This is a genomic window from Rhizobacter sp. J219, from assembly GCF_024700055.1.
Classification (GTDB): Bacteria; Pseudomonadota; Gammaproteobacteria; order Burkholderiales; family Burkholderiaceae_C; genus Rhizobacter.
This window is the reverse complement of the sequence record NZ_JAJOND010000001.1, coordinates 4000141-4018833: the sequence shown is the minus strand read 5'-3', so window position 1 is coordinate 4018833 and position 18693 is coordinate 4000141. Positions and strand designations below refer to the sequence as shown.

The following is an 18693-nucleotide window of genomic DNA, read 5'->3' as shown; positions in this document are numbered from 1 at the left end:
ACACACTCTCGAGCCCGATGCCGCACCACGACACGCCCCTGCACCTGCCTTCGCTCAGTCACCGGCTGCTGGTGGTGGTGGGCCGCTCGGGCGTCGGCAAAGACGCGGTGATCGGCACCTGGCTGCGGCGCCTCACTGGGGACGAGCGGCCGCACCTGGCACGGCGCGTCATCACCCGCGAGCGGCATCCGAGCGAAGACCATGAGCCGGTGTCGGCGGCGGCCTTCCACGGCCTGGCGGCGACGGGGCAGTTCGCCTTCCAGTGGCAGGCCCACGGGCTGCACTATGGCGTGAGGCGCTCGGAGCTGGCGCCGCTGCGCACCGGGCGCTGGGTGGTGGTCAACGGCTCGCGGCAACACCTGCCGCAGCTGCGCGAGGTGGCGCCACACGCCCGGGTGGTCGAGATCGTGCTGCCCGAGGCGCTGCGGCTCGCGCGACTGCACGCACGCGGTCGCGAGTCGGCGGGTGAGCTCGCGACGCGCCTCGCCCGCACCACGCCCGACAGCGCGGCCGACCTGGTGGTCGACAACAGCGGCCCGCTGGCCGACGCCGTGGCCGCGCTGCACGACTGGTGGTCGGCCCTGGGCGGGCCGGCGGCAGCGGGGCACGCGCCGGAGTCGGCGCGAGCGTGAACCACTGCGCGGCCACCCGGGTGGCCCGGCCCTTGCTCCACCTCTGACGGCGCACCCGCGCGCCATGTGACGGCGTATGCTCACTCGCGTCGTCAGCAACAGAGGAGCGACGCACCCATGAGCAGCGACAAGGTTGGCGAGGCCCGTGCTTCCAAGCACATCCGCCTCACTTCGCACCCCGGGCCCAACGCAACCCCGGTGATCCGGTGGGGCGCGCCCACCGCCGCCGAGCGCGGGCCGGTGATCGGCACCACCACCCACCGCCAGCACCGCAACGTGGTGGGCACGCACAGCGGCAGCTACGGCGTCTACCGCGCGCTCGCGGTCGCCGCCGGCAACCTGGTCAAGGGCCACCGCGCGGACCTCACCAACACCTCGCCCACCACGCCCATCGGCCCCTACCCGCAGTGGAGCGACCCGCACAAGATCGTCTCGCTCGACCCCTGGGGCGCCGCGGTCGGCGAGGTCTTCGCCGAACAGCTGGCGCAGGGCTACGACATCCGCCCCTCGATCGCCGTCACGCAGGCGCATGTGCACCTGCCCGAGATCAAGCAGGCGATCGCCTTCCAGCGGCTGCCGATCGACGGGAAGATCCTGCTCGACGATGCCTCGGCGGTGGTCACCAAGGTGGCGGTCGAGCCGGTGTGGTGGATCGAAGGCGTGGCCAAGCGCTTCAACGTGAGCGAATCCGACCTGCGCCGCGTGATGTTCGAAGAGACGGGTGGCATGTACCCCGAACTCGTGACGCGCAGCGACATCGGCATCTTCCTGCCGCCGATCGGCGGGCAGACGCTCTACATCTTCGGCAACCCGCGCGACCTGGCGAACCCCGAGGTCACGCTCACTGCGCGCGTGCACGACGAGTGCAACGGCTCCGACGTCTTCGGTTCCGACATCTGCACCTGCCGGCCCTACCTCACGCACGCCATCGAAGAGTGCATCAAGGGTGCCCAGGCCGGCGGCGTGGGGCTCATCGCCTACAGCCGCAAGGAAGGGCGCGCGCTCGGCGAGGTGACCAAGTTCCTCGTCTACAACGCACGCAAGCGCCAGGTGGGCGGCGACAGCGCCGACAAGTATTTCCTGCGCACCGAGTGCGTGGCGGGCGTGCAGGACATGCGCTTTCAGGAGCTGATGCCCGACGTGCTGCATTGGCTGGGCATCCGGAAGATCCACCGCCTGGTGAGCATGAGCAACGACAAGTACGACGCGATCACCGGCAGCGGCATCGAGGTCGGCGAGCGCGTGAAGATTCCGGATGAGCTGGTGCCGGCCGATGCGAAGGTGGAGATCGAGGCGAAGATCGCGGCGGGCTACTTCACCGACGGGGCCGTGCCGGATGCCTCTTCGCTGGCTGCGACGAAGGGACGCGACCTTGTCTGACGTCGCGGCACTCCTTCGTCAGCCCACCACCATCCGCGAGCGCTGCCGCAATATCCTCGCGGCCGTGGAGGCCGGGCAGTCGAAACACTTCACGATCCACCGCAGCCAGATCGACGAAGTGGCCCGGCGCGTCGAGCAGGTGACACGGCGGCAGTACCCCGATCTGCGCATTCCGTATCACTCGCGCTGGCGGCACTTCGAGGCCGGGGGCGCGAACCGGCGCGCGGAGCTCCGCACTGCTGCTCGAAGGGCGCGATGCGGCCGAGCAAGCGCAGGCGCACATCGATCTCACCGTGATGAGCGTGCTGCTCGATGCGGGGGCGGGGCCGGCGTGGCGCTTCGACGAGAACGGCGCCGCCTTCACCCGCTCGGAAGGGCTGGGCGTGGCGACCTTCCGTGCCTTCGTCGCGGGGTGTTTCTCCAGCGACCCGCTCGACCCATTGCGTGTAGATGCCGAAGCCTTGCTGCGTGTGGACGACGCGCTGCTCGCGCAGGTCTTCCAGGTGCGCGACGACAACCCGCTCGTCGGTCTCGCCGGCCGCGCCACGCTGATGCGCCGACTGGGCGACACGCTCGCCGCGCAACCCGAGGTCTTCGGCGAAGACGGCCGGCCCGGCAGCCTCTACGACACGCTCACCCAGCGCGGCCAGCTCGACCGCCTTCCCGCACCCGCCGTGCTGCAGGCCCTGCTCGACCACCTGGGTCCGATCTGGCTCACCGGAACCCAGCTGCAGGGCACGCCACTCGGCGACTGCTGGCCGCACCCGGCGGCCGGCGGCAGCGGCCTCACCGCCGGCTGGGTGCCCTTTCACAAGCTCAGCCAGTGGCTGACCTATTCGCTGCTGGAGCCTTTCGAGTGGGCCGGCGTCACGCTGACGGACCTGGACGGCCTGACCGGACTGCCCGAGTACCGCAACGGCGGCCTGCTGCTCGACTCGCGCGTGATCGTGCCGCGCGACCCGAGCTTCGCCGCGCGCACGCACACCGCGGCCGACGAGGCCATCGTCGAATGGCGCGCGCTCACCGTGGCGCTGATCGACGAGCTGGCCCCGCTGGTGCGCGAGCGGCTGCACAAGAAGCCCGAGGAGATGCCGCTCGCCTGCATCCTCGAAGGCGGCACCTGGGCCGCCGGCCGCGAGATCGCGAAGTCATTGCGAGATGGCAGCCCGCCGCTCAAGATCGAAAGCGACGGCACCGTGTTCTGAGGCCCCCCTCCCCCAACACCACACCATGACCGAACAGATCCATCACATCACCCACCCGCTGATCCAGCACAAGCTCACGCTGATGCGCGAGAAGGACCGCAGCACCAACAGCTTCCGCCGCCTGCTCGGCGAGATCAGCATGCTGATGGCCTACGAAGTGACGCGCGACATGCCCACGCAGCTGATCGACATCGAGACGCCGCTGGAGAAGATGCAAAGCCCGGTGATCGACGGCAAGAAGACGGTGTTCATCTCGATCATGCGGGCCGGTGCGGGTTTTCTCGACGGCATGCTGAATGTGATCCCCGGGGCGCGTATCGGCCACATCGGCCTGTACCGCGACCCGAAGACGCTGGTGGCCGTGGAGTACTACTTCAAGATGCCGCAAGACATGCACGAGCGCGACGCGATCGTGCTCGACCCAATGCTCGCGACCGGCAACTCGGCGGTGGCGGCGGTCGACCGGCTGAAGGAGACGAATCCGAAGTCGATCCGCTTCGTGTGCCTGCTCGCGGCGCCCGAGGGCCTGAAGAATTTCACCGAGTCGCACCCCGACGTGCCGGTGTACGTGGCGGCGATCGACCGCGAGCTCAACGAGCACGGCTACATCGTGCCTGGGCTCGGCGATGCGGGGGACCGGATCTTCGGGACGAAGTGATTCGCTAGGGCCGCCGCCCTCCGCGCGGGGAGGCCTGCAGCCCGGCCCGTGTGGTCTTCAATTCATGCAGGCAGGCGGCACTGCACGCCTTGCCGTTGGCGCTGGTGCGCAAGGCTTCGTCGGCCTCGATGGTGCGCATGCGTCGTCGCAACTCGCGCACGGTCTGCATGACGGTCCACGATGCGACGGACGCACAGACCTTCGGCACCTCGGCCGGTGACACCAACGACAGCACGAGGCGGGGGCAACGGCCAAGCGCGGTGCGCAGCGAATCGGTATGGGCCTCGGTCGTCTTCGAGCGGCCGCCGCGGCTCAGCGCGAGCGTGAGGCCGACGGCACGGGCGACGCAGCCTTCGGTGTCGCGGTGGAGCAGGGCGAGGTCGAAGGCGTTGGTCGGCAGGGCCAGGTGGTCGTTCACCGCCTCGACGCCCTGCTCGCGAAGCCGCTGCTCCAGCTGGGCCGTGACGGGCTCGAACGCCATCGCCCCCGCCGCAAGGCCCGAGGCGGCCATCGCCACAGCGACGATGGCACGGCGCATGGGCGCGTCAGGCCTTGGCCGGTGCCGGCTTCTGCGGCTTGGCTTGCTTGGCGGCGCGCTTCGCATCCTTGGCCCGCTTCTGCTTGATGCGGCGGATGCCGCGGTCCCGGTCTGCACTCATGTCGATCTCCTGGTTGGAAAAACAAAAACCGCGTCTCCATGGAGGCGCGGATGAGGTCGAGGTTTTACCAGAGCCTCCGCGCCGGCCCGGTCAGCCGCGTGGCCGACCCTGCAGGCGGATGAAGCCGCCGAAGGCCGCCAGGGCGATCGAGGCCAGCACGTACAGCACCATCGCACGCGGCGAAGCGCGAAAGGCCAGCAAGGACAGCAGCGCACCCAGCGCGCCGACGATGAGCACGTGTCGCCACGCCTGGCCTCGCGCAAATCGCGCCGCGAGGTAGCCGCCCGCCACCGGCGGCACGGTGAAGCTCACGATCGCCAGCAGCGCCGTCATCAGCGTGAGTGCGTCGGCCGAGAGCGTGCGGTTGACGATGGCCACGGCGGCGGCGAGCACGATGCCCGGCACCAGGTACGCGACGACGAGGACGAAGAGCACGACTTTCCAGTCGAGGGATTTGAACGCGGCGGACATGACGCGATGATCGCAGCGCCCCTTGCAGATGTCCAAGCCGCCAGCGATGGCCTCACTCGCCCGCCGCCACACCAGACCGGGCATGCTGGCGGCCAACCCGTCACCCCGCGACACCTCCATATGGACTCTCTTTCGCAGATCGCCCTCGGTGCCACGGTCGGCATGGCCGTCATGGGCCGCCGCACGGCGGTGTGGAAACCCGCCCTGTGGGGCGCGGTGTGCGGCACGCTGCCGGACCTCGACGTCTTCATCGACCACGGCGATGCGATCCGCAACATGGTGCTGCACCGATCGGAGTCGCACGCGCTCTTCTGGCTCAGTCTGCTGTCGCTGCCGCTGGCCGCGCTGATCGCCCGGCTGCACGGCGAGTGGGGGCTCGTGCGGCGATGGTGGCTCGCGGTGTGGCTGATGCTCGTGACCCACCCCTTGCTCGATGCGATGACGGTCTATGGCACGCGGCTTCTGCTGCCTTTCACCGACCAGCCCTACGCGGTGGGCAGCGTCTTCATCATCGACCCGCTGTACACGCTGCCGCTGCTGGCCGGTGGCGCCTGGGCGCTCATCGCCCGCGGCAGCGCGGCGGGCCTGAAGGCCAACCTCGCCGGCCTGGTGCTCAGCACCGCCTACCTGGCATGGGGCGCCGCCGCGCAGGCCCATGTGGAGCGCACAGCCCGCGAGGCCCTGCAGGCGCAAGGCGTGAAGGCCACGCAGGTGCTGGTGACGCCGACCGCGTTCAACACCCTGCTCTGGCGCGTGGTGGCGATCGAGGGCGATCAGTACCACGAAGGCTTCCGCTCGCTCTTCGATGGCGCGCGCCCGATGCGCTTCGACCGTTTTCCGCGGGGCCTGTCGCTGATGCCCGACCTGCAGGGCATCGACGGCGTGCAGCGCGTCAGCGCCTTCAGCCGCGGCTACTTCAAGCTGCACGAGCACGGCGCCCGCCTCGTCATCACCGACCTGCGCATGGGCCAGGAGCCGACCTACACCTTCAGCTTCGCGGTGGCCGAGCGGCACAGCCAGCCCACGGCGTTGCCGCAGCCGATCTCGCAAGGCCGCCGGCCCGACCTGGAGCGGGCGCTGCCGTGGCTGTGGCGGCGGGCGCTCGGCGAGCCGCTGCCCCCGCCGCGCTGATCGGCAAATCCACCGCGCCGGCAAGGCCGACACCCCTCGCCGGGAATCGCCCCCGGCGCTATGCTCGGCGCGTGGACACCACCTCCATCGCCTCCCACGCCCGTCAGGCCCCGCTGGCCATGACGTTCGGGGAGCATTTGGCCGCCTCCGTGCGTGGCCTACCCTGCGCGCCGCCGGGTCGTTGAGCGCCGCGCGGTTCGTCTTGTGAACCGCACCCTCGACCCTTCACGCACAGGAGCACACCATGCCCGATCTCTTCGACAACCCCATGGGACTGATGGGTTTCGAGTTCGTCGAATTCGCCTCGCCCACGCCCAACACCCTGGAGCCGCTCTTCGAGCAGATGGGCTTCAGCCTCGTCGCCCGCCACCGCAGCAAGGACGTGCTGCTCTACCGCCAGGGCGACATCAACTTCATCGTCAACCGCGAACCCAAGAGCCTCGCCGGCTACTTCGCCGCCGAGCACGGGCCGAGTGCGTGTGCGATGGCCTTTCGCGTGAAGGACTCGCACAAGGCCTACTACCGTGCCCTCGAACTCGGCGCGCAGCCGGTCGACGTGCCCACCGGGCCGATGGAGCTGAAGCTGCCGGCCATCAAGGGCATCGGCGGCGCGCCGCTCTACCTGATCGACCGTTATGAAGACGGCAAGAGCATCTACGACATCGACTTCGAGTTCCTGCCCGCTTATCAGGATCCTGCGGCGCGCCACCCGCGAGGCCACGGCTTCAAGATCATCGATCACCTGACGCACAACGTGTACCGCGGGCGCATGGCCTTCTGGGGCGGCTTCTACGAGAAGCTCTTCAACTTCCGCGAGATCCGCTACTTCGACATCCAGGGCGAGTACACCGGCCTCACCAGCCGCGCGATGACGGCGCCCGATGGGCTCATCCGCATTCCGCTCAACGAGGAAGCGGGACGCGGCTCGGGGCAGATCGAAGAGTTCCTGATGAAGTTCAACGGCGAGGGCATCCAGCACATCGCGCTCTTGACCGACGACCTGATCGCAAGCGTCGACGCCCTGCAGCTGGCCGGCGTGAAGCTGCAGACCGCGCCGAACGACATCTACTACGAGATGCTCGCCGAGCGCCTGCCCGGCCACGGCGAGCCGGTGAAGGAGCTGCAGACGCGCGGCATCCTGCTCGACGGCAGCACGGCCAACGGCGAGAAGCGCCTGTTGCTGCAGATCTTTTCGGCCAACCTGCTGGGCCCGGTGTTCTTCGAGTTCATCCAGCGCAAGGCCGATGAAGGCTTCGGCGAGGGCAACTTCAAGGCGCTCTTCGAATCGTTGGAGCGCGACCAGATCCGCCGCGGGGCATTGAAAGTCGAGGTCTGACGATGGAACTCAAGACCGAACGCATCCACCACGTCGCCTACCGCTGCAAGGACGCGAAGGAGACCGTGCTCTGGTACGAGAAGATGCTCAACTTCAAGTTCCAGCTCGCCATCGCCGAAGACCGTGTGCCGTCGACGAAGGAACCGGACCCGTACATGCACATCTTTCTGGATGCGGGTGGGGGCAACGTGCTGGCCTTCTTCGAGCTGCCGACCAAGCCGCCGATGGGGCGCGACCCCAACACGCCCGAGTGGGTGCAGCACATCGCCTTCCGCGTGAAGGACCGCGAGACGCTCCTGGCCTACAAGGCCCACCTCGAAGCGCAAGGCGTGAGCGTGCTCGGCGTCACCGACCACGGGGCCTTCCACTCGATCTATTTCTTCGACCCCAACGGCCACCGCGTGGAGCTGGCCTGCCCCGACCCGGAGGAAGAGGCGACGATCAAGCGACTCGACGCGGTGAAGTGGGACATGCTCGAAGAATGGTCGCGCACGAAGCGCGCACCGAAGCACGCGGACTTCCTGCATGCGCGGGAGTTCAAGGGGTGAGCTGAGTCAGCTGCAACCCACTGAAGCGATCACTCTCGCGCCACTGCGCCAGCATCTTGAAGTAGGGAATCGGCCCCTGCCCGTACGGCGAGTTCTGCACGCCACGCGCTTCGGGTTTGCCTTCGTTGTTGTAGTAGCCCGGCGTGCACGAGGCGAGGAACGCCTGGTTGCGGCGCTGGCCGTCGATGATGGTCTGGACCCAGGCGTCTTCTTCGGCGACCGTCGGCTCCATCGTGCGCACCCGGCGCGAGTGGGCCTGGCTGATGAGGAAGGTGGTGTGCCGTGCCTGCTCGCCCAGCGAATGGGTGTAGTTGGCCGTCTGGCCCGATTGCGGCGGGCCGAAGATGAAGAGGTTGGGGAAGCCGTTGGTCATCATGCCGTGCAGCGTGCGCATGCCTTGGGCCCACTTCTGCGACAGCGTCTGCCCACCGCGGCCCACCAAGTCGTAGCCCGCGCGGCGGGTGTAGCCGGTGCCCACCTCGAAGCCGGTGGCGAAGACGATCGCATCCACCTCGAAGTGCTGGCGGTTGGCGACGATGCCGTTCTCGGTGATGCGCTCGACGCCGGCACCCTGCGTGTCGACCAGCGTCACGTTGGCGCGGTTGAAGGTCTGCAGGTATTCGTCGTGGAAACACGGGCGCTTGCAGAACTGGCGGTACCAGGGCTTGAGAGCCTCAGCGACCAACGGGTCCTTCACGACCTCGTCGACACGCGCCCGCACGCTGTTCATCTTCTTCATGTCGGCGAGCTCCATCGTCAACATGATCCGGTCCATCGACGACAGCACCGAGCGGTCGGCCATCGCGAGCTGGCGGAAGTTGCGCGCGGCTTCGGTCCAGCCGTCGCGCACGAGGTCTTTCTCGGCATACCCGCCGGCGACGAGCGTGGTGAAGTTCTCGATGCGCTCGCGCTGCCAGCCGGCCGGCTGCGCGTCGTACCACTCGGCCGGCACCGGGCGGTCGTCGCGCACGTCGATCGACGAAGGCGTGCGCTGGAAGACGTAGAGATGCTTCGCGCCCTCGGCCAGATGCGGCACGCACTGCACCGCGGTGGCGCCGGTGCCGATGATGGCGATGCGCTTGTCGCCGAGCTTGCTCAAGCCGCCGAGCGGGCCGCCGCCGGTGTAGGCGTAGTCCCAGCGGCTGGTGTGGAAGGTGTGGCCCTGGTAGCCCTCGATGCCGGGAATGCCGGGGAGCTTGGGCCGGTTGAGCGGGCCGTTGCTCATCACGACGAAACGTGCGCGGATGCGGTCGTCGCGATCGGTGCGCACCACCCACACGGCATCGGCCTCGACCCATTCAAGGCCGGTCACGCGCGTCTGGAAGAGCGCATCGCGGTAGAGGCCGAAGTGGCGGGCGATGTGCTGTGCATGGGCCAGGATGTCGGCGCCCATCGCGAAGCGCCGCTGCGGCTTCACGCCCAGCTCTTCGAGCAACGGCAGGTAGACAGAGGCCTCCATGTCGCAGGCCGCGCCGGGGTAGCGGTTCCAGTACCAGGTGCCGCCGAAATCGCCACCGGCTTCGATGAAGCGGAGGCTCTCCTCACCGGCCATGCGCAGGTGCGCGCCAGCCTGCAGGCCGCCGAAGCCGCCGCCAATGACGAGGATCTCGACCTGGTCGGCCAATGGCGCGCGGGTGAAGCCGGGCTGCACGTACGGGTCGTCGGCGTAGCGTGCGTAGTCGCCCTTGACCTCGACGTATTGCGCGTTGCCGTCGTCGCGCAGGCGCTTGTCGCGCTCGACGGCGTAGCGTTCGCGCAGGGCCTGCAGTTCGGCCATCTGCGCTTCGGAAAAGCCTTGCGTGGGACCCGCCATGGTGTCAGCGCTCATATATCAGCAGTACAAAAATCGGAGCTTCAAATGTAAGGTATCTGCCTTAGAGGTGCGCCCGCGTTTTGCGATCACCGCGCGGCCCCGGCCCTGCCTGGCGGAACGATGTGTGCATCACGTCACCCTCGCAGCGTCGCTCAGGTGACAGGTGGCGTGCGGGCTGTCGCTCTTGAAGGCGACAGGCCGAGTGCGTACCCTCGTCGCATCCTGCTGTTCCATCCATCGAAAGAGGTTTGCCATGCCCACCACCGCACGCGCCGTCGTCGTCCGCGAAGTCAACGGCCCCATCACCGTCGAGACGCTGCAGGTGAAAGACCCCGGCCCAAACGAAGTGCTGGTGAAGATGAGCGCCTGCGGCGTGTGCCACAGCGACCTGTCGGCCGCCAACGGCACCATCCAGATGGCGCTGCCGGTGGTGCTCGGCCATGAGGGTGCGGGCACCATCACGGCGGTGGGCTCGGCGGTGAGCGAGTTCAAGGTCGGCGACCATGTGCTGAGCAGCTTCGTCAGCATGTGTGGCCGTTGCCGCTATTGCGCGACCGGGCGCCCGCAGCTGTGCGACCAGCCGGCGCGCAACGCACTCGCCGCGCCGGGGGCCGAGCCGCGCTTCAAGTCGGCCGGCGGCGAAGGCTTCAACGTGTTCGCCGCCTGCGGCGTGATGGCCGAGTACGCCACGCTCGCGGTCGACAGCGTGGTCAAGATCGACCGCGACATGCCGCTCGACAAGGCCTGCCTGGTGAGCTGCGGCGTGATGACCGGCGTGGGCGCGGCGCTCAACACGGCCCAGGTGCAGGCGGGCTCGATCTGCGTGGTGTTCGGTTGCGGCGGCGTGGGCCTGTCGGCGATCCAGGGTTGCCGCATCGCGGGCGCCTCGATGATCGTCGCGGTCGACACCTCCGACCTCAAGCTGCAGATGGCGAAAGACATGGGCGCCACCCACACCGTCAACGCCAAGAGCGTGGACGACGTGGTGAAGGCGATCAAGAAGCTCACCGGCGGCGGCGCCGACTACGCCATCGAATGTGTGGGCGCCGGTGCGGTGGTGGCGCAGGCGGTGAACGTGCTCGCCAAGGGCGGCATGGCGGTGGCCGTGGGCGTGGCGTCGCTGGCCGACAGCGCCCCGGTGAGCCCACTGCTGCTGACCGCGATGGAGCGCACGCTCAAGGGCAGCTACTTCGGCTCGGCACGCCCGCGCGAAGACTTCCCGCGCCTCATTAAGATGTACCGCAGCGGCCAGCTCAAGCTCGACGAACTGATCACCAAGACCTACTCGATCGCCGAAGCGCCGCAGGCGTTTGCCGACCTGGCCGAGGGGCGCAATGCGCGCGGGGTGGTGCTGTTCGACTGATCGGCCGTACGTCCCTCCCGCCGCCTGCGCCTGGGCGGTGCGGGCGCCCGGGGCGCACTTGATGCGTTGCTGATGCATTCCTGATGCAGGGCCTGCTACCGTGTCTTTCACGATGAGCAGGCTCGGGTTTTGGTCACCCTCTCTTGCGCGCCGGCTTGGGGCGGGTGCGGGCGTCTGGGTGCTGGCCTGGGCGGCGATGGCCACGCTCGACGGCCAGGTCGGCCAGGTCGGCCTGGCGGGCCTTGCGATGCTGCTGGTGCTGGCATCGGCGCTGGCCACGCTGTGGTGGCCGATGGCCGTCTCGCTGACGGTCACCGCGCTGTCGGTGCTGGGCTTCAACTGGTGGTTCGTGCCGCCGCGCCACACCTTTGCGGTCGACCTGCGGCAAGACGCGCTGCTGCTCGGCGGCATGCTGGCGGTGAGTTGGGTGGTGGCGGCAGTGGTGGCACGCCAGCGCCAGCTTGCGGAGCAGGCGCGCAGGCTGGCGCTGCAGGCCGACCAGTTGCGGCAGCTTGGCGATGCCCTGCGCGACACCGACGACCCGGTCGAGCAGGCCCGCCCGCTGCACGCCACACTGGCGGCCCTGCTGCAGACGCCGCCCACGCTGCTGGTACTGCGCGGCACCTTGCCTGCCCAGGACGACCCTGCAGCCGCGCTCATCGTCGGCGAACACGACGCACACGTGCTCTCGGGCCTGTGGCACTGCACGCGGCAGGCGCAGGCCTTCGGGCCCGGCACCGGCCGCCACGCCGACCTGCCCGAGTGGTACCTGCCGCTGCGCGGCCGCCAGGCGGCCTTCGGCGCGCTGCGTGTCGGCTTTGCCGCCCTGGCCCCGCCCGGCGACGGTGTACGTGTGCAGGCCCAGGCGCTGTGCGACCAGATGGGTCTCGCACTGCAGCGCGCGCAGGTGCGCCGCGAGGCGGCCGACGCGCAGCGCCAGGCGCAGCTCCAGGGCCTGCGCAACGCCCTGCTCGCCGCGATCTCGCACGACTACCGCACGCCGCTGGCGGCCATCATGGGCGCAGCCTCGTCGCTGCAGGAACAGGGCGAACGCCTGAGCCCCGCGCAGCGGCAGCGCTTCGCCCAGTCCATCGTCGACGAGACGGTGCAGCTTGGCCGGCTGACCGACAACACGCTGCAACTCGCCCGCCTGGACAGCCCCGAGGTGCAACTGCTGCTTGACTGGGAATCGGCCGAAGAGCTCGTCGGCAGCGTGTTGCAGCGTGCGCGACGGCACGACCCCACGCGCCGCGTGCGCGCACGGCTGGAGCCCGGCCTGCCGCTGGTGCGCTGCGACGCCATCCTGCTCACGCAGCTGCTCGACAACCTGATCGACAACGCGCTCAAGTACAGCCCCGCCGAGGCGCCGGTGGAGCTGCTGGTGCGACGCCAGGGCGAACACATCGTCTTCGCGGTGCGTGACCGGGGCCCCGGCATCGCACCGGGCTGGCGCGAGCGGGTGTTCGAAGTCTTCCAGCGTGGCGAGTTCGCACCGCACGGCGGCCAGCGGCGCGGTGCCGGCGTGGGCCTCGCGGTGTGCCGCGCCATCGCCCGGGCGCACGGCGGCGAGCTCAAGCTGCGGCCGCGCGGCCACGGTGGCACGAGCTTCGAATGCTGGCTGCCGGCGGCACCGCCGCCCACGATCGAAGAGGGGTCGTCATGCGCCTGAGCGTCTTGCTGGTGGAAGACGACCGCGAGCTGCGCAACACCCTGCGCGAGGCGCTCGCGGTCGAGGGTTATGAGGTGCGCACCGCGGCGAGTCTGAGCGAAGGCCTGGCGCTGCTCCAGCACACCACGGTCGACCTGGTGCTGCTCGACCTGAGCCTGCCCGATGGGGATGGCGACACGCTGCTCGCCACCTTGCGCCGCCGCCAGACCACGCCGCTCATCGTGGTCTCGGCGCGCGAAGGCGAGGGCCAGAAGGTGAGGCTGCTCGACGCCGGAGCCGACGACTACCTGGTCAAGCCCTTCGGCGTGGCGGAGCTGCTTGCGCGAATGCGCGTGGCACTGCGCCACCGTGGCACGCAGCTGCGGCCGTCGATCACACGTTATGCCCGCGACGGCCTGTCGATCGACCTCGCCGCACGCGAGGTGCAACTCGACGGCGCGGCGGTGCGCCTCACGCCGACCGAGTTCAACCTGCTTGCACGCCTGGTGCGCAACGCCGGCCAGGTGGTCACCCACCGCCAGCTGCTCGCCGACGTGTGGGGCGCCGACTTCACCGCCCACACGCACTACCTGCGGCTCTACATGGGCCAGCTGCGCGCCAAGCTGGAGCGCGAACCGGCGGAGCCACGCCTCCTGCTCACGGAACCCGGCGTCGGCTACCGGCTGGCCGAGCCGCACGACGACGAAGCCTGAGGCCGGCGCTTATGCGTTCCTGATGCGCGGGCGCGCACGCTGGCGCCTTCTCGTCTTCGGTCTCACACGCATGTCACACCCCACTTCGGCAGACGCCCGCCGCGCGGGCCTCGCCGCCCTGACGCTCGGCGCCATCGGCGTCGTCTACGGCGACATCGGCACCAGCCCGCTCTACACGATGAAGGCGGTCTTCGAGCCGGCCACCGGCATTCCGCTCGATGCGGCCCACCTCATCGGCGCGTGCTCGGCGATCTTCTGGACGCTGATGCTCATCGTGACCTTCAAGTACGTGATCCTCATCCTGCGCGCCGACAACCGCGGCGAAGGCGGTGCCCTCGCACTCACCGCCCTGGCCGCCGAAGCGGTGCGGCACCGGCCGCGCCTGCGGCGCGTGCTGCTGGCGGTGGGGCTCTTCGGCGCCACGCTCTTCTATGGCGACGGCGTCATCACGCCGGCGATCTCGGTGCTCGGCGCGATGGAAGGGCTGGAAGTCGCCACACCGGCGCTCAAGCCCTACGTCGCGCCGGCTTCGCTCGCCGTGCTGGCGCTGCTCTTCGCGGTGCAGCGCCTCGGCACCGGCGTGGTGGGCAAGGCCTTCGGGCCGATCATCGTGCTGTGGTTCGCCGCGCTCGCGGTCACCGGTCTCGTGCAGGTCGCCCAGGAGCCGGCCATCCTGGCCGCGCTCAACCCGCTGCACGCGTGGCACTTCCTGCACGAACGCGGCTGGATGGTGCTCGCCGCCATCGGCGCGATCGTGCTCGCCGTCACCGGCGCCGAAGCGCTCTACGCCGACCTGGGCCACTTCGGCGCCAAGCCGATCCGCCTCGCGTGGATGGGCCTGGTGCTGCCCTCGCTCGCCCTCAACTACCTCGGCCAGGGCGCGCTGCTGATGCGCGACCCAGGGGCGATCGAAAACCCGTTCTTCCGCCTCTTCCCCGGCGCGTGGCTGGTGCCGGCCATCGTGCTGGCCACGCTCGCCGCCATCATCGCGTCGCAGGCGGTCATTTCGGGGGCCTACTCGATGACCAAGCAGGCCATCCAGCTCGGCTTCCTGCCGCGCATGGAGATGCACTACACCTCGGCGCGCGAGGCCGGGCAGATCTACATCCCGGCGGTCAACTGGGCGCTGGCGCTCGGCGTGGCCGCGGTGGTGATCGGCTTCGGCAGCAGCAGTGCACTCGCTGGCGCCTACGGCATCGCGGTGACGGTGACGATGCTCATCACCACGCTGCTCACCTACGTGGTGGTGCGCCACGCGTGGAAGCTGCCGTTGCCGGTGGCGCTGGGGGCCACCGGCTTCTTCCTCACGATCGACCTGCTGCTGGTGGTGAGCTGCTCGGTCAAGTTCTTCGACGGCGGCTGGTTCACCATCGCGACGGGGCTCGGGCTTTTTGCGCTGATGAGCACCTGGGCCCGCGGCCGCAGCCTGCTGATTGACAGCATCCGCCACGAAGGGCTCGCGCTGCAGGCCTTCGTGGACCAGCTTCCGCAGGAGACGCGGCCGCGCATCCCCCGCACCGCCGTCTACCCCGTGGCCGACCCGACGACGGTGCCGCAGGCCCTGCTGCACAACCTCAAGCACAACCAGGTGCTGCACGAGCGCAACGTGGTGCTGACGGTGCACTTCGCCGAGGTGCCCTGGGTGGCAGACCACGAGCGGCTGGCAATGCGCGATCTCGGCCACGGCTTCTGGCAGGTCACGCTGCACTTCGGCTTCATGCAGACCCCCGACGTGCCGCGCGCGCTCGACGGCTGCGCGGCGCAGGGCCTCGCGGTGCCTGCCTTCGAGACCAGCTACTTCCTCAGCCGCGAGACCGTGGTGGCCACCGCCGGTGCTGGCATGGCACGCTGGCGCGAGACGCTCTTTGCCGCGATGAGCCGCAACGCCGGGCGTGTGTCGGAGTTCTTCCGCCTGCCCGACAACGCCGTCATCGAGCTGGGCACCCGGGTGCAGATCTGAGGCCGGCGTTTTTCGCTTAGGCTCGGGCCGTGATCCTGCATCCACCACCCGATGAGCCCGGCACCGCCACCCCAGCCGAGCGGGCCCGCGCCGCTGCGCGCAGCACCTGGGTCAGCGTCGCCGTCAACCTCGTGCTCACCGCGGCGCAGATCGCGATCGGGCTGGCCGCACGTTCGCAGGCGCTGGTGGCCGACGGGCTGCACTCCTTGTCGGACCTGGTCTCCGACTTCGTGGTGCTTTTCGTCAACCGCCACAGCCACAAGGGCGCCGATGCCGAGCACCCCTACGGCCACCAGCGTTTCGAGAACGCCGCCACGCTGCTGCTGGGCGCGCTGCTGATGAGCGTGGGTGCCGGCATGCTGTGGTCGGCGGTGAACCAGCTCGCCACCCCGTCGGCCGCCGGGGTGCAGCCCGCGGCGCTGTGGATGGCGCTCTTCACGCTCGCGGCCAAGGAGCTGCTCTTTCGTTACCTGCTGCGCGTGGCACAGAGGCTCAAGTCGAGCATGCTCGTGGCCAACGCCTGGCATGCGCGCTCGGACGCGGCCAGCTCGCTGGTGGTGGCCCTCGGCATCGGCGGCAGCCTCGCCGGCTACCCGTTCCTCGACGCGGTGGCCGCGCTCATCGTGGGCCTGATGATCGTGCGCATGGGCTGGCGCTACGGCTGGGGCTCGCTCAACGACCTGATGGACCACGCCGTCGACCAGGAAGAGGTCGACGCGATCCGCACCACGCTCGCGGCCACCGACGGCGTGGCCGGCGTGCACGATGTGCGCACCCGCAAGATGGGCGACATGGTGCTGGTCGATGCACACATCGAGGTCGACGCGAGCCTGAGCGTGGAGGCCGGGCACGACATCGCGCTGGCCGCACGCGAAAGGGTGATGCAGCAGCATCACCGGGTGCTCAACGTGATGACGCACGTGGACCCGTGGCACGCCCCGGCGCACACCCCGAGTCCCTAGCCGCTCTCAGCCGCGCCCGAGGATCCAGCGCAACAGGCGTGGCCGCGCCGCGCTGGCGCCGCTTTCCACATCGTCGACCGCGATCACCCGCTCGGCCGCGCGCAGGTACGCCAGGGCCGCGGCCGGGCGCCGCGAGCGGCGCGCCACCGCTTCGAGCGAGCCGGTGCGGCGCAATGCGCGGTTGAGGTCGTCGACCTCGTGGCTCACCGACTGGGCGGCGTCGAGTGCTTCCATCAGGTCGAGCAGGCCACCGCTCTTGGGCCGCGAGACATCGGGGCACAGCCGCCGCACCAGCGCGGGCTGTGTGCGCAGCGCCTCGGCGAGGGCAAGCACCTCCTGGTCACGCAAGGGCCCGAGCCCGCCGAGGCCGCGCAGCCACAGCGGCGACAGCCTGCGCAGCGCGCCCGACGGCAGGTTGGCGTACAGATCGCGCAACAGCGACGCCGCGTGGTGCAGCTGCTCGTGGATCGCCGCACGGGCCAGCGGCAGCATCGCGGGGTCGCCCTCGGTGTCGTAGCGCCACACGCAGGCGGCGGCGAGGTACAGGTGCGACAGCGCGTCGCCCAGCCGCGCCGACAGCAGCTCCATGCGCTTGAGCTGGCCGCCGAGCAGACCCATCGCGAGATCGGCGCTCAGCGCGTACTGCGCCGAGAGCTTCGCGATGCGGCGGGCCTCGGGCGTCAACGCCTGCGGCACACGGCCGCGCAGCGGCGCGTGCACTACGCTGCGCCAGAGGTTGCGCACCACGTGGCCGGCGTGCCCGAGCAGGGCACGGCCGAGCGCGGCCTCGTCGTGCTGAGCCACCGCTGCCATCTCGTCGCGCACGTGCGGGTGGCAGCGCGTGGCGCCCTGGCCGAAGATGATGAGCGCCCGAGAGAGCAGGTTGGCACCCTCGACGGTGATCGAGATCGGCGCATGCCGGTACGCCACGCCGAGCAGGTTCTTCGGGCCGGCGACGATGCCCTTGCCGCCGAGCACATCCATGCCGTCGATGACGGCGCGACGGCCGGCTTCGGTGAGCTGCACCTTGAGGATGGCGCTGGCCACGCTCGGGCGCTCGCCCGCGTCGAGCGCGGCCGCGGTGTAGCGGCGGGCGGCATCGGTGGCGTAGAGGCGGGTGGCGATGCCGGCGGTGATCGCCGCGATGGCGTGGAACTTCCCGATCGGCAGACCGAACTGCTCGCGCACCTGGCCGTAGCCGTTGACGACGAAGAGCGCCGTCTGCTGCATCGCCGCGCCGAGCGCGGGCAGGGAGATCGCGCGCCCCTCGGCCAGGCACTCCATCAGCATGCGCCAGCCCTGGCCCACCTGTGCTTCGCCGCCGATCACCCAGTCCATCGGCACGAAGACCTCCTCGCCGCGCACCGGGCCGTTCATGAAGGCCGAATCCATCGGGCGGTGGCGGCGGCCGATCTGCAGGCCCGGGGTGGGCACGGGCAGCAGTGCGCAGGTGATGCCGAGGTCCTGCTCACCCTCGGGCCGCGTCTCGTCGACGGCCTGGAAGGCGAGGCCGACCACGGTGGCCACCGGCGCGAGCGTGATGTAGCGCTTGTCGAAGCGCACGAGGAAGCCGCGCACCGAGCGGCCGTCGACGATGCGCTCGGTGAGCACGCCGCGGTCGGGGATGGACGCGGCGTCCGACCCCGCGTACGGCGAAGTGAGCGCGAAGCAGGGCAGCTCGCGGCCATCGGCCAGGCGCGGCAGGTAGTGCTGCTGCTGCGCTTCGGTGCCGTAGCGCAGCAGCAGTTCGGCCGGGCCCAGCGAGTTGGGCACCATCACCGTCACCGCGCAGGCGATGTTGACGGTGGCGATCTTCGCCACCACCTCGGCATGCGCCGCGTGGCTGAAGCCGAGGCCGCCGTGCTCGCGCGGGATGATCATCCCGAAGAAGCGGTGCTTGCGCAGGTAATGCCACACCTCGGGCGGCAGGTCGCGTGCTTCGTCGATGGCGTGGTCGTCGAGCATGGCGCACAGCGCCCGCACCTCGTGCTCGATGAAGTGGCGTTCGGCCTCGGTGGGACTCGCGCGGCCGCGGCGCATCAGCGCGTCGAAATCGGGACGGCCTGAAAAGAGATCGCCTTCGAAGCCCACGGTACCCGCCTCAAGCGCCGCGCGTTCGGTCTCGCCCATCGCGGGCAAGGCCTTGGCAAACAGCGCCATCGCGAGGCGCCCGACGACGCGGTGCAGTCCCATGGGGCGAGCCTAGGTCGGCCC

15 protein-coding genes and 1 pseudogene are annotated in these 18693 nt (G+C 69.8%); 12 read left to right on the top strand and 4 right to left on the bottom strand.

The window, feature by feature from the left end:
• Positions 1–17: 17 nt before the first annotated feature.
• The 4 genes and pseudogenes from LRS03_RS18995 to upp all read left to right on the top strand — a co-directional run bounded on the left by LRS03_RS18995 (position 18) and on the right by upp (position 3875).
• On the top strand, positions 18–632 hold the full coding sequence (locus LRS03_RS18995) for a ribose 1,5-bisphosphate phosphokinase PhnN (protein ID WP_257827466.1): 615 nt from the start codon (positions 18–20) through the stop codon (positions 630–632).
• Between the two features lie 117 nt (positions 633–749).
• Positions 750–2012 (top strand): GTP cyclohydrolase II, encoded by a 1263-nt coding sequence (locus LRS03_RS18990; RefSeq protein ID WP_257827465.1) that lies wholly within the window; start codon positions 750–752, stop codon positions 2010–2012.
• Positions 1906–3217: pseudogene (locus LRS03_RS18985) on the top strand (URC4/urg3 family protein). The gene LRS03_RS18990 and the pseudogene LRS03_RS18985 overlap by 107 nt, the downstream one beginning before the upstream one ends.
• Before the next feature lie 25 nt (positions 3218–3242).
• Positions 3243–3875: a uracil phosphoribosyltransferase gene (gene upp / locus LRS03_RS18980; protein ID WP_257827463.1), complete on the top strand. Its 633-nt coding sequence runs from the start codon at positions 3243–3245 to the stop codon at positions 3873–3875.
• A 4-nt stretch (positions 3876–3879) separates the two neighbouring features.
• Here upp and LRS03_RS18975 read toward each other — a convergent pair whose 3' ends face one another.
• Both LRS03_RS18975 and LRS03_RS18970 read right to left on the bottom strand, forming a co-directional pair.
• On the bottom strand, positions 3880–4413 hold the full coding sequence (locus LRS03_RS18975) for a hypothetical protein (protein WP_257827461.1): 534 nt from the start codon (positions 4411–4413) through the stop codon (positions 3880–3882).
• 211 nt (positions 4414–4624) lie between these two features.
• Positions 4625–5005: a hypothetical protein gene (locus LRS03_RS18970; RefSeq protein WP_257827460.1), complete on the bottom strand. Its 381-nt coding sequence runs from the start codon at positions 5003–5005 to the stop codon at positions 4625–4627.
• Positions 5006–5125: 120 nt separating this feature from the next.
• Between LRS03_RS18970 and LRS03_RS18965 the strand changes: the two genes are divergently transcribed.
• The 3 genes from LRS03_RS18965 (at position 5126) to LRS03_RS18955 (ending at position 8020) form a co-directional block, all read left to right on the top strand.
• Positions 5126–6136: a metal-dependent hydrolase gene (locus LRS03_RS18965; RefSeq protein WP_257827459.1), complete on the top strand. Its 1011-nt coding sequence runs from the start codon at positions 5126–5128 to the stop codon at positions 6134–6136.
• A gap of 244 nt (positions 6137–6380) precedes the next feature.
• Positions 6381–7472 (top strand): 4-hydroxyphenylpyruvate dioxygenase, encoded by a 1092-nt coding sequence (hppD, locus tag LRS03_RS18960; protein ID WP_257827457.1) that lies wholly within the window; start codon positions 6381–6383, stop codon positions 7470–7472.
• Between the two features lie 2 nt (positions 7473–7474).
• Positions 7475–8020: a VOC family protein gene (locus LRS03_RS18955; protein ID WP_257827456.1), complete on the top strand. Its 546-nt coding sequence runs from the start codon at positions 7475–7477 to the stop codon at positions 8018–8020.
• Here the strand turns inward: LRS03_RS18955 and LRS03_RS18950 are convergent.
• The gene (locus LRS03_RS18950; RefSeq protein WP_257827455.1) at positions 8010–9848 is read right to left on the bottom strand and encodes a flavin-containing monooxygenase; all 1839 of its coding nucleotides are present in this window, start codon (positions 9846–9848) and stop codon (positions 8010–8012) included. The genes LRS03_RS18955 and LRS03_RS18950 overlap by 11 nt on opposite strands.
• Before the next feature lie 238 nt (positions 9849–10086).
• On the opposite strand from LRS03_RS18950, the gene LRS03_RS18945 reads away from it, so the two are divergent.
• The 5 genes from LRS03_RS18945 (at position 10087) to LRS03_RS18925 (ending at position 16479) form a co-directional block, all read left to right on the top strand.
• The gene (locus tag LRS03_RS18945) at positions 10087–11196 is read left to right on the top strand and encodes a zinc-binding dehydrogenase (RefSeq protein ID WP_257827454.1); all 1110 of its coding nucleotides are present in this window, start codon (positions 10087–10089) and stop codon (positions 11194–11196) included.
• Positions 11197–11308: 112 nt separating this feature from the next.
• Positions 11309–12865 (top strand): sensor histidine kinase, encoded by a 1557-nt coding sequence (locus LRS03_RS18940; RefSeq protein WP_257827453.1) that lies wholly within the window; start codon positions 11309–11311, stop codon positions 12863–12865.
• Entirely contained in the window at positions 12856–13557 is a 702-nt protein-coding gene (locus LRS03_RS18935; RefSeq protein WP_257827452.1) for a response regulator, read from the top strand. Before LRS03_RS18940 ends, LRS03_RS18935 begins: the two co-directional genes overlap by 10 nt.
• A gap of 70 nt (positions 13558–13627) precedes the next feature.
• Positions 13628–15517, top strand: coding sequence for a potassium transporter Kup (locus LRS03_RS18930; RefSeq protein WP_257827451.1), 1890 nt, complete (start codon positions 13628–13630; stop codon positions 15515–15517).
• Between the two features lie 29 nt (positions 15518–15546).
• A complete protein-coding gene (locus tag LRS03_RS18925; protein ID WP_257827450.1) occupies positions 15547–16479 on the top strand; it encodes a cation diffusion facilitator family transporter in 933 nt (310 codons plus the stop codon).
• 6 nt (positions 16480–16485) lie between these two features.
• Here LRS03_RS18925 and LRS03_RS18920 read toward each other — a convergent pair whose 3' ends face one another.
• Positions 16486–18672, bottom strand: a complete 2187-nt coding sequence (locus LRS03_RS18920; RefSeq protein ID WP_257827449.1) for an acyl-CoA dehydrogenase — start codon at positions 18670–18672, stop codon at positions 16486–16488.
• Positions 18673–18693: the final 21 nt, after the last annotated feature.

Coding starts and splice junctions, on each gene's coding strand:
- LRS03_RS18995 (WP_257827466.1), top strand. CDS start 18: ATGCCGCACCACGACACGCCCCTGCACCTGCCTTCGCTCAGTCACCGG.
- LRS03_RS18990 (WP_257827465.1), top strand. CDS start 750: ATGAGCAGCGACAAGGTTGGCGAGGCCCGTGCTTCCAAGCACATCCGC.
- upp (WP_257827463.1), top strand. CDS start 3,243: ATGACCGAACAGATCCATCACATCACCCACCCGCTGATCCAGCACAAG.
- LRS03_RS18975 (WP_257827461.1), bottom strand. CDS start 4,413: ATGCGCCGTGCCATCGTCGCTGTGGCGATGGCCGCCTCGGGCCTTGCG.
- LRS03_RS18970 (WP_257827460.1), bottom strand. CDS start 5,005: ATGTCCGCCGCGTTCAAATCCCTCGACTGGAAAGTCGTGCTCTTCGTC.
- LRS03_RS18965 (WP_257827459.1), top strand. CDS start 5,126: ATGGACTCTCTTTCGCAGATCGCCCTCGGTGCCACGGTCGGCATGGCC.
- hppD (WP_257827457.1), top strand. CDS start 6,381: ATGCCCGATCTCTTCGACAACCCCATGGGACTGATGGGTTTCGAGTTC.
- LRS03_RS18955 (WP_257827456.1), top strand. CDS start 7,475: ATGGAACTCAAGACCGAACGCATCCACCACGTCGCCTACCGCTGCAAG.
- LRS03_RS18950 (WP_257827455.1), bottom strand. CDS start 9,848: ATGAGCGCTGACACCATGGCGGGTCCCACGCAAGGCTTTTCCGAAGCG.
- LRS03_RS18945 (WP_257827454.1), top strand. CDS start 10,087: ATGCCCACCACCGCACGCGCCGTCGTCGTCCGCGAAGTCAACGGCCCC.
- LRS03_RS18940 (WP_257827453.1), top strand. CDS start 11,309: ATGAGCAGGCTCGGGTTTTGGTCACCCTCTCTTGCGCGCCGGCTTGGG.
- LRS03_RS18935 (WP_257827452.1), top strand. CDS start 12,856: ATGCGCCTGAGCGTCTTGCTGGTGGAAGACGACCGCGAGCTGCGCAAC.
- LRS03_RS18930 (WP_257827451.1), top strand. CDS start 13,628: ATGTCACACCCCACTTCGGCAGACGCCCGCCGCGCGGGCCTCGCCGCC.
- LRS03_RS18920 (WP_257827449.1), bottom strand. CDS start 18,672: ATGGGACTGCACCGCGTCGTCGGGCGCCTCGCGATGGCGCTGTTTGCC.